Annotated in this window: 13 protein-coding genes; 4 read left to right on the plus strand and 9 right to left on the minus strand. The window is 48.2% G+C overall.

Annotation, left to right across the window (positions count from 1 at the left end; genetic code table 11):
* The first annotated feature begins 53 nt into the window (after positions 1–53).
* From trxA to NBH16_RS05175, 3 genes are all read left to right on the plus strand, one after another.
* Positions 54–524: a thioredoxin gene (gene trxA, locus NBH16_RS05165; protein WP_250788196.1), complete on the plus strand. Its 471-nt coding sequence runs from the start codon at positions 54–56 to the stop codon at positions 522–524.
* 119 nt (positions 525–643) lie between these two features.
* Positions 644–1,480 carry a helix-turn-helix domain-containing protein gene (locus tag NBH16_RS05170; protein WP_211738201.1) on the plus strand — a complete coding sequence of 279 codons (837 nt, stop codon included), beginning with the start codon at positions 644–646 and terminating at the stop codon, positions 1,478–1,480.
* 93 nt (positions 1,481–1,573) lie between these two features.
* Complete coding sequence (locus NBH16_RS05175) at positions 1,574–2,155, plus strand: DUF417 family protein (protein ID WP_005864846.1); 582 nt, start codon at positions 1,574–1,576, stop codon at positions 2,153–2,155.
* Positions 2,156–2,209: 54 nt separating this feature from the next.
* On the opposite strand, the gene NBH16_RS05180 is transcribed toward NBH16_RS05175, so the two are convergent.
* Together NBH16_RS05180 and NBH16_RS05185 are read right to left on the minus strand one after the other, a co-directional pair.
* Positions 2,210–3,697 carry a RagB/SusD family nutrient uptake outer membrane protein gene (locus NBH16_RS05180; protein WP_008780175.1) on the minus strand — a complete coding sequence of 496 codons (1,488 nt, stop codon included), beginning with the start codon at positions 3,695–3,697 and terminating at the stop codon, positions 2,210–2,212.
* A 33-nt stretch (positions 3,698–3,730) separates the two neighbouring features.
* Positions 3,731–6,817 (minus strand): SusC/RagA family TonB-linked outer membrane protein, encoded by a 3,087-nt coding sequence (locus NBH16_RS05185; RefSeq protein WP_250788197.1) that lies wholly within the window; start codon positions 6,815–6,817, stop codon positions 3,731–3,733.
* Between the two features lie 237 nt (positions 6,818–7,054).
* Between NBH16_RS05185 and NBH16_RS05190 the strand changes: the two genes are divergently transcribed.
* The gene (locus NBH16_RS05190) at positions 7,055–7,447 is read left to right on the plus strand and encodes a YkvA family protein (protein ID WP_250788198.1); all 393 of its coding nucleotides are present in this window, start codon (positions 7,055–7,057) and stop codon (positions 7,445–7,447) included.
* Between the two features lie 7 nt (positions 7,448–7,454).
* Here the strand turns inward: NBH16_RS05190 and bioD are convergent, their stop codons facing one another.
* The 7 genes from bioD to NBH16_RS05225 all read right to left on the minus strand — a co-directional run bounded on the left by bioD (position 7,455) and on the right by NBH16_RS05225 (position 13,794).
* Entirely contained in the window at positions 7,455–8,135 is a 681-nt protein-coding gene (gene bioD / locus NBH16_RS05195; RefSeq protein WP_005864849.1) for a dethiobiotin synthase, read from the minus strand.
* A 219-nt stretch (positions 8,136–8,354) separates the two neighbouring features.
* Positions 8,355–9,116, minus strand: coding sequence for a malonyl-ACP O-methyltransferase BioC (gene bioC / locus NBH16_RS05200; protein WP_121961164.1), 762 nt, complete (start codon positions 9,114–9,116; stop codon positions 8,355–8,357).
* A complete protein-coding gene (locus NBH16_RS05205) occupies positions 9,107–9,772 on the minus strand; it encodes a DUF452 family protein (protein ID WP_005864854.1) in 666 nt (221 codons plus the stop codon). The genes bioC and NBH16_RS05205 overlap by 10 nt, the downstream gene beginning before the upstream one ends.
* 96 nt (positions 9,773–9,868) lie before the next feature.
* Complete coding sequence (locus NBH16_RS05210; protein WP_121961166.1) at positions 9,869–11,032, minus strand: 8-amino-7-oxononanoate synthase; 1,164 nt, start codon at positions 11,030–11,032, stop codon at positions 9,869–9,871.
* 30 nt (positions 11,033–11,062) lie between these two features.
* Positions 11,063–12,343 carry an adenosylmethionine--8-amino-7-oxononanoate transaminase gene (gene bioA, locus NBH16_RS05215; RefSeq protein WP_122144807.1) on the minus strand — a complete coding sequence of 427 codons (1,281 nt, stop codon included), beginning with the start codon at positions 12,341–12,343 and terminating at the stop codon, positions 11,063–11,065.
* Entirely contained in the window at positions 12,340–13,323 is a 984-nt protein-coding gene (gene bioB / locus NBH16_RS05220) for a biotin synthase BioB (RefSeq protein WP_005864860.1), read from the minus strand. Before bioB ends, bioA begins: the two co-directional genes overlap by 4 nt.
* Positions 13,324–13,329: 6 nt before the next feature.
* A complete protein-coding gene (locus NBH16_RS05225; RefSeq protein WP_122382521.1) occupies positions 13,330–13,794 on the minus strand; it encodes a hypothetical protein in 465 nt (154 codons plus the stop codon).
* Between the last annotated feature and the right edge of the window lie 6 nt (positions 13,795–13,800).

The raw sequence follows: 13,800 nt of genomic DNA on the forward strand, positions 1-13,800 counted from the left end.
GAACTTTGCAATATAAATAGAAGACAAAGTAATAAATAAAAAGGAGGTTCAAGATGGGTTTTATTAAGGTCGGTGCCGTATTGTTCGCAAGTCTTTTGGTAGGAATGGCGAACGCTAGTAATGGAAATAAGAATAATAACAATAAAACAGAAAATAAAATGACAGTAACAGGATTAACACAAGAAGATTTCGTAAAGAAAGTGTATGACTTTGAGACAAACCCGAACGCATGGAAGTTCGAGGGTGATAAACCTGCGGTTATCGATTTCTATGCCACTTGGTGTGGCCCTTGTAAGATGATGTCTCCTATCTTGGATGAGATCAGCAAAGAGTACGAGGGTAAAATCAACGTATATAAGGTGAATGTCGATAAAGAGGCGGATTTAGCGAGTGTTTTCGGTATCCGTAGTATTCCTTCTTTATTGTTTGTACCGATGAAGAAAGAACCGAGTATGGTTCAAGGGGCTATGCCGAGGAATGAGTTGAAGAAATTGGTAGATGATATTTTATTAGAGTCGAAATAACTCGTATAGTGTGTTTTGGGGATTAGTGATGCGGAAGTTTGCTGGGAATAAAGTGAACTTCCGCTTTTTGTTTATATAATATTGTTATCTTTATCCGTCTTAAAATCCGGAAGAAATCTATGGAATATATTTTTAATACTCGCTTAAGAGGTAATATAGCGTTGACCGATTCGTATCACACGAACCTTGCTTTGCAGAAAGATAATACGCTTTACAAGTTTATTTGGGTACAAAGCGGTTCGTTGCAACTGGAGATCGATCACGTACCGACTACCTTAGTGAAAGGTGAGATTATTCCCTTGACTCCTTTGCACCATATCGAGTTCAAGACGATCAATGGCGAGTACTTGACCCTTCTGTTTAACAGTAACTTCTATTGTATTTTCGGACATGACAATGAGGTGTCGTGTAATGGTTTTCTTTTTAACGGGACTTCCAATGTGATGCAATTGAAATTGAGCGAATCCCAAGTTGCCTCTTTGCGCGATATCACCGACAGCCTAACGAGTGAGTACGCCATAAAGGATAATTTGCAAGAGGAGATGCTGCGTATCTTACTGAAACGTTTCATTATTTTGTGCACCCGGATCGCACGTGAGAAGTTTTCGGTAAGCCCGGAACGGGAAAAGGCGTTCGATATGGTTCGCCAGTTCTATGTATTGGTAGATAACCATTTTAAGGAAAAGAAGATGGTCCAAGATTATGCGGATATGCTGCATCGCTCCCCAAAAACCCTATCCAACCTTTTTACGACTTGCGGATTACCTTCTCCGTTACGGATCATTCACGAACGAATTGAGGCTGAGGCCAAACGATTGCTATTATATAGCCAGAAGAGCGCGAAGGAAATCACGGAGATCTTGGGCTTCGAGGATCAAGCCACATTCAGCCGTTTTTTCAAGAAAATGACGGGAGAAAGCGTCTCTGAGTACCGGAAAAGAGAGAAACGGGAATAATTGCTAACTCATCCGGTAAAATCGCCATTTACGGGATAGGTGTTTCTACCGATCTTTGCGGTATAAGTTCAATACTATAAAACAAATAATAAGATGAAAAAGTTGAATGACCTGTTTTACTCGTTTTTGCAAGTGGCGGCCTCTACTCAGAAGCTAGGTATTCATTTGATCCGTATATCGATCTTGATCATATTTGTGTGGATCGGCGGTTTGAAGTTCTGGAATTATGAAGCGGAAGGCATCGTTCCGTTTGTGGCGAACAGCCCTTTCATGAGTTTCTTCTATACGAAAAGCGCTCCCGAATATAAGACGTATAAATTAAAAGAGGGTGAGTTCGATCAAGCGAAGCATGAGTGGCATCAAGAGAATAACACGTATGGCTTCTCTCGTGGCTTGGGAATCTTGATCATGGCGATCGGTATCTTGACTTTCCTCGGCATTTTCTCGCCGAAGATCGGTTTGGTAGGAGCGGGGTTGGCTATAATCATGACGTTCGGGACGTTGTCCTTCTTGGTCACGACTCCGGAGGTCTGGGTACCTAATCTTGGCAGCGGGGAATTTGGTTTCCCGTTATTATCGGGGGCCGGGCGATTGGTGATAAAAGATACGGCGATACTGGCCGGTGCGATCGTGGTGCTGTCGGATTCGGCGCAACGGATCTTGAAAAAGAAATAAGCGAAACAAGAAAAAGGGGAATGGTTTTAATGCCATTCCCCTTTTTCTTGTTGGTTACCGTTTATTCTGTACGATATTCGGGTTTGCGTCGATCTCGCTTTGCGGAATCGGGAGTGCTACCCGGGGATCGGAAGCGTTGATCACCTGTGCGTCGGTAGGTAATTGCGGCAAATGCCAACCGCCCTTGCGGATTACCGGAATATTGTTACGCATGTAATCAAAGAACGCATGTCCTTCGCCAACCAATTCTTTGCGGCGTTCTTTAAGGATTCTCTCTAGGGAAAGCTCGGAGTCGCTAACGGATTTATTGGGGTTGGCTCGGCTTACGATTTGATTCAGGTAGCCTAACGCCTCGCTACGTTTTCCTAGCTTGAAAGCCGCCTCGGCCGCATTTAAGTATATCTCGGACAGACGGATGATGCATAGGTCATTGTCTTGCGGATTGCCGGTCAATACATCTCCTGTTTTTCCGGGATACTTCGCCAGATATTTAGGATGTCCGGTCGAACCGGTTGGAAGGATATCCTCGTCCGGTTTTTGAGGTAAGCGGCATAAGGCATGGCGAACATCATCCGGGTCTTCACCCAGTAAATCCAAGAAATCTTTCGTCAAGACCAAATTGTTCCAATCTTTCACGTTATCGGCATATACCATGGGAGCGCCCTCTCCGCCACTACCGCCGGAAGGCTCGGTAAGCGTAAAGTAGAACTCGAACAGGGATTCGGAATTGAAGTCTTTTCCCCATACGGAGGTATACTCATCGTGCGTGAACAAGGTATAAAGACCTCCGTTATTGATTACTTCTTGAGCGTATTTAAGGGCGTTCTCGTTATCGTTCATATATAAATAGATACGAGATAGAAGTGCTTTCACGCTCCATACATTTTGGTGACCGTCGGATTTGGTTGTAACAAGGTTGGGTAAGGCTTCGGTCAGGTCTTTGATCACTTGGTTGTAGCATTCGGCTACCGTGTTGCGAGACGGTTGGTGAGTCGGCAACTCCGTCTTGATCTCGATGGGCACACCCAAGGACGCCCCATTATCCAGTGTATAAGGCATGCCAAAGAGGCGGGTTAAATCGAATAAGGCCAAGCCACGCATAGCCAACGCCTCTGCTTTTATACGGGCGATTTCTTGCGTGTCGGAGGTTTGGACGCTACCGTTGTCTATTTTCTCGATTAAGCTGTTCGCTTGATGAATCACGATATAGGGTTGGTTCCATACTCTCGTGATATTAAAAGCGTCGTCGGCGGCTACGTTGAACAGATAGTACGGAGATACACGTCTGCCGGGACCTTTGTCAATACGAGCTTGTACGTCTTCGCCACGGCAGTCGGCATAATAGAGGTAGTTGTCTCCATAATAACTATGCTCGGATGCTATGCGATAGATTCCATTTAATGCGGTTTTAGCGTCTTCCAGTGACTGAATAGCGTTATCGCTGGTCACGGAAGTGGAGGGATCCAGATCCAGCCAATCTCCGGAGCAAGCCGTGAATAAGAAAGGAAGAGCGCTTACGATATATTTAATTGACCATTTCATTGTATTTCTTTTTTATCGAATGAATTGTTGTGTTTAGAAATTAACTTCCACGCCGAAGCTAAAGGTTCGCATGGGCGGTGTCTCACAGAATACCTCGCCGGATACGGGCACTTCCGGATCATATTGCTTCCATTTCGCCCAAGTCAGCAAGTTGCTGCCGGAGAAATAGACACGGACTTTATCCAGCAAGACTTTATCGGTCCAGTTATGAGGCAGGGTAAACCCGAACGTCAGGTTCTTTAACCGCAAGTGATCCGTACTATGTACGAAGCGAGAGGAACCACCGCTCACTTTGTCGGAGCGTCCCAATACGAAACGGGGAATGTCGGTGATATCACCGGGCTTTTGCCAACGGTCTAACTCATAGATGGGCAGATTACGGTTTCCTTCGCTGGCTCCGTCTGTCTCGATATACGTACCGGTCTTGTCGAAAGAATAGCCGCCCAACGAATAAGAGAGCGTAAAGGCCAAGTCGAACCATTTATAAGAAAGGATATTGGTAAGGCCGCCGGATATCTTTGGATCTACTTGTTTATAAGGAACCGCTTGCGCCTCATTGACATCTTGGGTCAAGGTGCGGTCTAGATTGCCGTTCTCGTCTTCCGTATTTTTATAATACAGCGCATTTCCGCTCGAGGGATCTACCCCGGCGAATTCCTTTACATAGAATGTATTGAATGGCAATCCTATTTTCCGGATAAACCAACTACTTTCTACCACTTGATCGAGATTACCATCAAGGGCCACGATCTTATTCTTGTTATGTGTCAAGTTCAATACCGTAGTCCAATTAAAATCTGCGTTCGAGATATTCAAGGAACGAACCTCCAGCTCGACACCTTTATTGTTTAACTGCCCCAGATTACCCAGATAGTTCAGGAATCCGGTCGTGGCGCTGATCGGACGGTTGTAAAGCAAATCCTTGGTGTCACGATTGTAATACTCGAGCGTTACGAAGATGCGATCGATAAACGCGAGGTCTAGCCCGAGGTTCATATTATAGTTTTTCTCCCATTTTAGATTGGGATTGGCTTGTGTGCTTTCATACGAACCGGGGTTATCCATATAGTTCTTTCCGTAACTATATAAACCCATATAACCGTAATAAGATCCCGGCTGATTACCGTTCACGCCATAAGAGGCACGGATCTTGACATCGCTCAACACCGGCTTTACGGCTTTCATGAAATCCTCGGCTCCCAGATGCCACATGCCTGAGACCGACCAGAAATTACCCCAGCGATGCTCCGGCGCCAATCGGGAACTACCATCCCGGCGGAAACTTCCGGCGATATAATACCGGTTGTCGTAATCGTAATTCAAGCGGGTTAGATAAGAAAGCAACCGATAATCCTGTGTAGAGGATACGAAACTGTTTATAACGGCGGCATTGTCCGGCTCGAATAATTGGTCGGACGGCATCTTGCTTTTCTCACCGGCGGCTTTATCCGTCTGGAAACTTTCCGCCTCATAAGCGGCTAGTACATCCAGATGATGTTTGTTGGCGAATGTCCTCACGTAGTTCAACGAGGTAGAAGAGATCAATTTCCCGTATTCGATAAAACCTTTGGACGATTGGGCATCGCTACCGCTCTTGGGACCCGCCCCGCTTAATGCGTTGAAATAGCGGGCATCCTTCTGGATGCTATAATCATAGCTGAGTACTTCCTTTAATTTAAGTCCTTTGATAATCTCTACCGCACCGTGCGCCGTACCGAAGATACGGGTCATACGAACCCGGTTATAGTCGGTACGCATATCCCGCAAAGGATTTACGTTCGTTCCGGGATAGGTATTGGCGTAGGAACCATCCTCGTTAAATACCGGGTAGGAGGGAGGAGTGGCTACCGCCATGCAATAGAAAGGATTGATACTGGATGTACGTTCCTCGTTCATCTCTTGATTCACTTGCGAGAACATGAGGTTCGCTCCGGCCTCGCCTCGTTTGCCGATCTTTTGTTGCACGTTAAAGCGTCCGGAGTACCGTTCCATCGATGAGTTCTCCACCAGACCCTCTTGTTTTTGATAACCCAAGGAGCTGTAGACCGTCGTGTTCTCGGAGCCTCCGGAAACGGAAGCCTCGTAATTTTGATGTACGGCCCGTCTCATCAACACGTCTTTCCAATCGGTATAGCCTAAGGCGGGAACAGAGGTGTACGCCCCGATATTGGCGTTGGCGTACTCTTCCGGAGTCTGGGTGAAAGATGCGGGATCTTTGGCGATCTGGTCTTGCGCGTAATTAACCAAGCCTTCATAAAGTAGTTCCCGGCGTTGCTCTCCGTTGAGGGTCGGGCGGAAGTCTACCGCGGCGTCCGAGAATCCGGCGCTAGCGTTCAACGTGACCCGGGTACGTCCTTTCGATCCTTGTTTGGTCGTGATCAAGATAACACCGTTGGCCGCACGGGAACCGTAAAGGGAGGCGGCGGCGGCATCCTTGATAACCGTGATATTCTCGATATCGGAGGGATTGATCGTACTCATGATGTTGGTCTTGGCATTGTTCATGTAGGAGGCCTCCGAACCGCTTCCGGTACTTAGGTTGCCCGAGGTGACGGGAACTCCGTCTATCACGAACAAAGGTTCGTTCGATGCGTTGAACGAGCCCATACCACGGATACGGATGGATGCGTTCGCTCCCGGTTGCCCGGAGCTTCCCGTGATATTGACACCGGAGGTCATGCCTTGTAGTTTCTGTTCTATGGAAACCACCGGCATCTCTTTCAGTAGGTCAGCCCGTAAAGTGTTGGCGGAACCGGTAAAGGAAGAACGTGAGAAGTTACCGTAACCGGTTACCACGACCTCATCGAGGTTCATCGCCTCCGGTTGTAAAGCCACGTTTAAGATACCGCTTTTCGGGATAGGTACTTGGGTCTGCTTCATGCCGATGTAATCCACAATAATGAATTTGGCGTCAGGATCAACTTCCAGCGTGAAATGCCCGTCAAGATCGGTCTCTGCTCCCGACAGGCTCCCTTTTACGATAACGGTCGCTCCGATCAGAGGCTCCTTGTCCTCTTGGGAAATCACCGTTCCCTCGATCTGTCTTTTTTGTGCATACGCTACCCCGGGCAATAGAAGTAGACATAGGAATAGTATGCCCCATGTTTTTACATTTCTCATCTCTTTTTGTTTAAAACGTCTTATTAATACCTATACTAACTAGAGGATTATCTGAAAAAGGCGTGCCAGATGTGATAAATCCTGTAGGTTTCTTTATAATTGTTTTCTTATGAGATTATTACGAAAAGCTTTGAATACGGGTGTGGAGGTGGCATTGTGTAATATTTCCTCATTTGATGTGCAATTTTTCTACACTACTTGTTATCTTTGTGAAAGATGATTTAATAGGATTCGTTTATGGACACAAGAAAGATTGAGGATGTTCCTTTCGAGGAAGTACATGAGATACAAAGATATGGGACTTATTTCTCGGAGAAGAGTTTCTGGAAGAAGATAGAGCGGGTAGCGAAGAAAGTGGGGGCTACGGTATTGCGTCCTGTCTTCACGCTGTATTATATGTTGCAGGATGAAAAGGTGTCTCTTCAACATAAGGCTTATATAATCGGGGCTTTAGGATACTTTATATTGCCTTTCGACTTGATCCCGGAGAGCGTGCTCCCCATTATCGGCTTCACGGACGATGTGGCGGTGATGACTTTCGTATTGAAAATGGTGAAGGATAGCATTACACCGGAGATCCGGAGAAAAGCGGATCAGAAAATACTGGATCTATTTCCTGATCCGGCTTGATAGGGCGTTATAGCAACGGGCGAATATCGGGAAGCTCCTCGCTTCCCTTTTTCATTTCCGGAAGGAGGATTAAGGGGATTTCCGGGAATTTGGCCTTTAGATACTCCAAGGTATTCGCCTCGATCAGCGGGTCGATGCTTGGATATTGGTTATAGACGATGGCTTTTACCTCGATGCCGTATCGCTCGCAGGCGTACAGGCTGAGCAAAGTATGATTGATACTTCCCAGCTTGCCGGACGTGACTAGTATCAGGGGATACGCCTGTTCCTTCACATAATCGATCGTAAGGGATTCCATGTCGTTCGGCACCATCAGTCCTCCGGCTCCTTCCAGTAGTACATACTCGTAGGTCTCTCGCAATCGCCGGGTGGATTGGGTGATCGTGTCTAAATCGATACGTCTTCCATCTTTCGCCGCCGCCATATGGGGAGAGCAAGGATAGGTGAAGATATAAGGACAAGTCAACCCTCGCGTGTCCTCGTCGGTAAAGGGTATCCCTTGGATTTGGCGGTGTGCCTCGATATCCTCCGATACGTGCTCGCATCCGGTCTGTATCATCTTTTGGGTGATCACTTTCTTTCCGGCTTTCGCCAATGCCTTGGCGATCATTCCGGTGGCTACGGTCTTTCCGACGTTCGTGTCTATGCCGGAGATAAATAATACATTTTCTTTCGTTTGATGGCTCATTGTTCTGTTGTTTAAATAGTTGCTTGATTAATCTTTTGTCTCTATGGATATTCCCCCTTGTCTCTAAGAGATTTATTCCTTTTCTTCTGTGCTATTGATCTTTTCACCCTTGTGAAAAGAACGTATCACCTAGGTGAAAAGATCGTTTCACCCTTGTGATACGATCATATCATATAGGTGAAAGGATCAATACTTCGGAAGAGGCGACCTACCTCACCTTTATCTTTTGACCACTAAGATATAGAGTGGACGGTAAGTTAATGTGACTCCACCATCCGCCGAGGGGAATCTCTCTTGATAATCCCGGCAGAAACGTTCCTGTTTTCCCCGTGTCCAGACGCGAGAGGCGTTGGCCGTGACACCCGTGTACTTTAGATGTCTTAGCACCTCCAGCGGGTGCCGGAAGGTCAGGGCGATATTTCCTTCCTCTTCATGGACGATCCGGAAGTAGGTGGATAACCACTCCCTTAATTGTCCGGCGGTAGGATAGGTGAGCCCTTCTCCGGTCAGTTCCTTGATCTCGTGAAGGTTGTCCGGCGTGAAGGTGTTGAAAGCCAGTATGCCTCCGGGCGATAGGGTGGACGATAGCTTATGGAGGAAACGCGGAAGGTCTTTCATCCATTGCAGGGCGGAGGCCGAGGCAATCAAGTCGAACGTGCCGGGAAAAGCCAGTCGCTCGGCATCACCGGCCAAGAATAGAGGAGGGGCGGAAGGAAACAACTCCTCGATGGCGCTTTGCCAAGTCTCGCAAAGATCGTTGAGTACCCATTCCTCGATTTGGCATTCTTGTTTTAATAAACGGGTGAATCCGCCGCTTCCGCAACCGATTTCCAGCACCCTGCGGAAATGAGAGGAGGTGTATACGGTCAATAGCTGTACCAGATGGGCGCATATCCGTTTCTGGGCTTCCGCGTGATCGTCGTATGTATTCACCGCTTGGCTGAAACGCCGGCGGATCCGTTCTTGTTCGATCACTTCCATAATTCGTTCCATGATTGATAGTGGTAAAAAGGAAGATGAGGCGCCTTGATCTCTTGGATGGGGCAACGGCCTTGCCAGTAGTTCCGGAGGTTGGTTGCCGGGAATATCTTATCTTCGGTGGACAGGATGGCTTGATCCCAGAAGGCGGATATCCGCGGATCGGCTGATTCGAGCTTTTCCGGGAGGATCTGATTATATAGAGATTCCAGTTCCTCCTTGATCTCTTCCAGCGGACGTGGTGAGAGTTCCGAATAGCGATTGAATGTCTCCTTGTCTCCGCACATCCTGCGGTTAAAGCGACGCATGCCTTCCTCGCTGATATGATGGAGGGTTCCCTCGAAGATTGCGGTCGGGATGCCTAGCGTATCGTGCATGGGAAAAGGGGTACCGTTCAGGGCGGTCGCCGTGGTAAAGGATCGGTGGCCTGCCCAGAGCCGGGTGGCTACCCATACGCCTAAAGACCAAGCGACCAGATGCACCTCCTTATAGGGGGCGAACGTCTCTTCGAACCCGAGCGTCCTGTAATCGTAGGCAATCCATAGGTCTGTCTGCTCCGGTACTTCCAGATGGCGGAAAAGCTCCGGCGAGGTGGACCAGCCGGCGAGACAGAGGATCAGACTAGGGGATCGCTTATTTATTATCTTATCTATATACATACTATCAATTCAATTTATATACGTATAATCTATCCGAGATTGTAGAGACGGGGCGTGCCCCGTCTCATCCCCTCAAAATAGTAATTTAAGAATATATCAGTCGGTGGGAGACGGGGCACGCCCCGTCTCTACAATCAGTTGATGCATATTTTTTATCGTGAGGTTTGCCGTAAGGGAGAAGCGGATACGGGAGGTACCTTTGGGCACTGTCGGCGGGCGAACCGGGAGACAGTAGAAGCCTTTTCGTTGTAGCTCTTCCGCTTTCCGTACGCAATCCTCGCTCTCTCCCACGATGAAAGGGATGATGTGGCTTTGGCTGATCTCGCCTCCTTTGCCCGTTAAAGCCTCCGCCAGCAATCGGCTATACGCTAGAAGATTCTCCCGTTCCTTCGTGAACGAGGGGAGTTGCTCCCAGATGAAGGAAGTCCATGCGATTTGGAACGGTGGCAGGGCCGTACTGAATATGAGCGGTCGCATCGTATTGACCAGATATTCCCGTATCGTACGGGAACAAACCAAATAGGCCCCCATAGACGCTAACGCCTTGCCGAAAGTACCGACCAATAGATCGATCTCTTGGATACAGCCTTGCTCCTCAGCGATACCTAGCCCCGTCTTTCCACGGGCTCCGATGGCATGAGCCTCGTCTACGTACAATAGGATATTGGGATATTGCCTTTTGATAGCTATCAGGCGGTTTAAGTCCGCTACATCCCCGTCCATGCTGAAAATGCTTTCGGTCAAGATGATGATCGTCTCGTATTGACAGGCGTTCTTTTGTACGAGGCGTTCCAGTTGGTCATAGTCGTTGTGGCGGTAACGGAGGAATGGGGAACCACTCAGCAAGATGCCATCGATGATGCTGGCGTGCACCAGCTTGTCGGCGAGTAATAAGGTCTGTTTATCGGTTAAGGCCGGGAGGATTCCGGTGTTGGCATGATAGCCACTATTGAAGATCAATGCGGCTTCCCGGTCGAAGGAGCGGGCGATCTGTTTCTCCAGTTTCGTATAGACGGAGAAATTACCCGTCAGCAAGCGGGATGATGAGGAGGAGTAGGGATAGAAGCGGTCTTGTGTGGATGCTTGAAACTCCTCTTGTAAATCCTGCCGGCTGGCTAATCCAAGATAATCGTTGGAAGAGAGATTCAGCATACGCATTCCCTCTTTTAATATCCATATTCCTTGATGCTCGACTTCCGGTAGGTGCCTAAGATTCCCGGAGGCTCGTAAAGCCGTAAGTTGCTCGTTATATGATTTCATATATCTATATATTACCCGGTTGTAGATATGTTAATTATGCGTTAATACTCTCAATAATCCGGAGGTTAGTCTGGATAGTTCATACGTGGAGATAACGAAAGGAGGCATGAGATAAACCAGCCGTCCGAATGGACGTACCCATATCCCTTCCTCTACGAATCGACGTTGCAATACCGCCATATCCACCGGATGCTTCATCTCGATCACCCCGATCGCCCCCAATACCCGTACCTCAGCGACTTCAGGCAGTTTGGCGGCTGGCGCTAACTCCGCCCGCAATTGTTCCTCTATAAGCTTCACTTTCTCCTGCCAATGACTGGCGATCAATAAAGAGATCGAGGCCGAAGCGATAGCGCATGCCAAGGGATTTCCCATAAACGTAGGTCCATGCATAAAGCATCCCGCCTCGCCGGAACAGATCGTGTCGGCTATCGGCTTTGTCGTGATCGTGGCGGAAAGCGTAAGATAACCTCCCGTCAATGCCTTTCCGATACACATGATATCGGGTTCGACTCCCGCATGTTCCCATGCGAACAACTTTCCGGTACGTCCGAAGCCTGTCGCTATCTCGTCGAATATCAATAAGACGTTATACCGCTCGCAAAGTTCCCGGGCACGAATGAGGAAAGTGGGGGAGTAGAAATACATACCTCCTGCCCCCTGTACGACCGGTTCCAAGATCAAGGCGGCGATCTCGTCGGCATGCCGCTCTAGTAAATCCCGCAAGGGAGCCATGGCCTCCTCTCTCCATTCCTCGCCGAATCGGACCGAAGGTTGAGGTATGAAGTATTGGATGGGTAGGCTTCCGGAGAAGATCCCATGCATACCTGTCACCGGATCGCATACCGACATGGCGTGCCAAGTATCCCCGTGATAACCGCTACGGATCGTGGCGAAGGTATGTTTTCCCGGTATGCCTTTGGACTGCCAGTATTGGATCGCCATCTTTAAGGCTACCTCCACGGCGACCGAGCCGCTATCCGCTAGGAATATCTTTTCTAGGGAAGGGGGCAATAGCGGTAGTAATTTAGCGGCCAACTCGACAGCCGGCTCGTGCGTGAATCCCCCGAACATGATATGGCTCATCTTATCCAGTTGGGTTTTAGCCGCCGCGTTAAGTACCGGATGGTTGTATCCGTGGACTGCCGCCCACCAAGAAGACATTCCGTCTATTAGCTCCCTGCCGTCCGCAAGGGTTATCGTTACGCCCTCCGCTTTGGATACCAGATAGACGGGAAGTGGATCGATGGTCGAGGTGTAGGGATGCCATAGATGATCCCGGTCGTATTGTAAAAGTTCGGTTGTTGTCATTTTTCCCAATCGGTGTTTTCGGTGAGTGAATAGCCTTCGGAGGTAAATAAGACTTTGTCTTCCTCTACCTTGCTTCCGATAGTCGTTAATAAGTCTCCGATGATCGCAGAGTTAATCCCTATATATAGGGATTTCCGTTGCGTGGCCTCGCTTAATTGTGCCCGTCCGCCGGAGAAACGGAGAAATGCGTTCGGATTGATCAAGCGGAAAAGGGCGATCGTTGTTAGCCATTCCTCTTCTTCTAGGATCTGTGTATTCTCCATAGGAGTTCCCGGTATCGGCTGTAATAAATTGAGAGGGATGGATAAGATACCTTCTTTTTGTAAGAAACAAGCCATCTCGATTCGCTCCTCCATCGTCTCGCCCATGCCGATAATACCACCGCAGCAGATGCGGAAACCGATTTCCCGGGCGGTATGGATGGTTTCCATCTTCTGCTCGATCGTATGCGTGGAACAAAGTTGACGGAAATAGGAAGGGGCGGTCTCGATATTGCAGTGATAATTCTCCACTCCGCTATCGTAAAGCGATTGGAGTTGGGAGCGGGTTAGCAATCCCATGGAGGCACAGCATTTAATATCGCTTTGCCGCTTGATTTGCCGGATCGTATCGGTGATCTGTTCCAATTCTTTATCCGATACTCGCTTACCGCTAGTCACCAAGGCAAAACGCCGGATGCCCTGTTTCCGGTTATATACCGCATGATAGACACATTCCTTGGCCGGAAGCAAAGGATATAAGTTTACGAGGGTCTTGTAATGTCCCGATTGTGCGCACCATTTACAATCCTCGCTGCAATTACCGCTTTTGGCGTTGATGATGGAACAAGTGTCGAACTTATTCCCCATAAAATGGCGGGTGATTTGGTGGGCGGCCTCGTAAAGCGCCTCTTTGTCCGGGTGATTCGCCAAGCTTAAAGCCTGTTCCTCAGTAATCTTCCCACCCTCTAGGATGTACTGCTTTGCTTCTTCTATTGTCATTTTCTCTCATTTAATAATTCCGTGTATATATATACCCAGTTGTAGAGACGGGGCACGTCCCGTCTCTACAACCGGATGGAAATAAGAAAGGCGGGAAGTATTCTTTCGGATACTTCCCGCCTTTACTATATTATATAATGTATAGTGAGCTACACGATGAGCCGGATGAGCGATCTCATTTGATACCGATACCGGGAGTAATGCCGTAAACAGTCCATGCGATACCGCGAGGCTCCGTTTGTTCTCCTCGGTATTCTCCCTCTCCTCGTCATCCTCTTCGAAAAATCCGTCCGTGAACGTACCGATACCGGTATGTAAAGACTGGTTCTTTTTCTCGAAGCGATCGGCTACAGAAAAGGATAATTGTCCGATCGTAACAGCCCTCTGTACACTGATGAAAGCCGCATACGCCTTCCGGCTCCATCTTCTGAAACGGAGTGCCTGCGAACGATATGTATACGACTTCCTCATCCTCTA

Source organism: Parabacteroides sp. Y3-G-102, assembly GCF_023656845.1.
GTDB lineage: Bacteria > Bacteroidota > Bacteroidia > Bacteroidales > Tannerellaceae > Parabacteroides > Parabacteroides distasonis.

Coding starts and splice junctions, on each gene's coding strand:
- trxA (WP_250788196.1), top strand. CDS start 54: ATGGGTTTTATTAAGGTCGGTGCCGTATTGTTCGCAAGTCTTTTGGTA.
- NBH16_RS05170 (WP_211738201.1), top strand. CDS start 644: ATGGAATATATTTTTAATACTCGCTTAAGAGGTAATATAGCGTTGACC.
- NBH16_RS05175 (WP_005864846.1), top strand. CDS start 1,574: ATGAAAAAGTTGAATGACCTGTTTTACTCGTTTTTGCAAGTGGCGGCC.
- NBH16_RS05180 (WP_008780175.1), bottom strand. CDS start 3,697: ATGAAATGGTCAATTAAATATATCGTAAGCGCTCTTCCTTTCTTATTC.
- NBH16_RS05185 (WP_250788197.1), bottom strand. CDS start 6,817: ATGAGAAATGTAAAAACATGGGGCATACTATTCCTATGTCTACTTCTA.
- NBH16_RS05190 (WP_250788198.1), top strand. CDS start 7,055: ATGGACACAAGAAAGATTGAGGATGTTCCTTTCGAGGAAGTACATGAG.
- bioD (WP_005864849.1), bottom strand. CDS start 8,135: ATGAGCCATCAAACGAAAGAAAATGTATTATTTATCTCCGGCATAGAC.
- bioC (WP_121961164.1), bottom strand. CDS start 9,116: ATGGAAGTGATCGAACAAGAACGGATCCGCCGGCGTTTCAGCCAAGCG.
- NBH16_RS05205 (WP_005864854.1), bottom strand. CDS start 9,772: ATGTATATAGATAAGATAATAAATAAGCGATCCCCTAGTCTGATCCTC.
- NBH16_RS05210 (WP_121961166.1), bottom strand. CDS start 11,032: ATGAAATCATATAACGAGCAACTTACGGCTTTACGAGCCTCCGGGAAT.
- bioA (WP_122144807.1), bottom strand. CDS start 12,343: ATGACAACAACCGAACTTTTACAATACGACCGGGATCATCTATGGCAT.
- bioB (WP_005864860.1), bottom strand. CDS start 13,323: ATGACAATAGAAGAAGCAAAGCAGTACATCCTAGAGGGTGGGAAGATT.
- NBH16_RS05225 (WP_122382521.1), bottom strand. CDS start 13,794: ATGAGGAAGTCGTATACATATCGTTCGCAGGCACTCCGTTTCAGAAGA.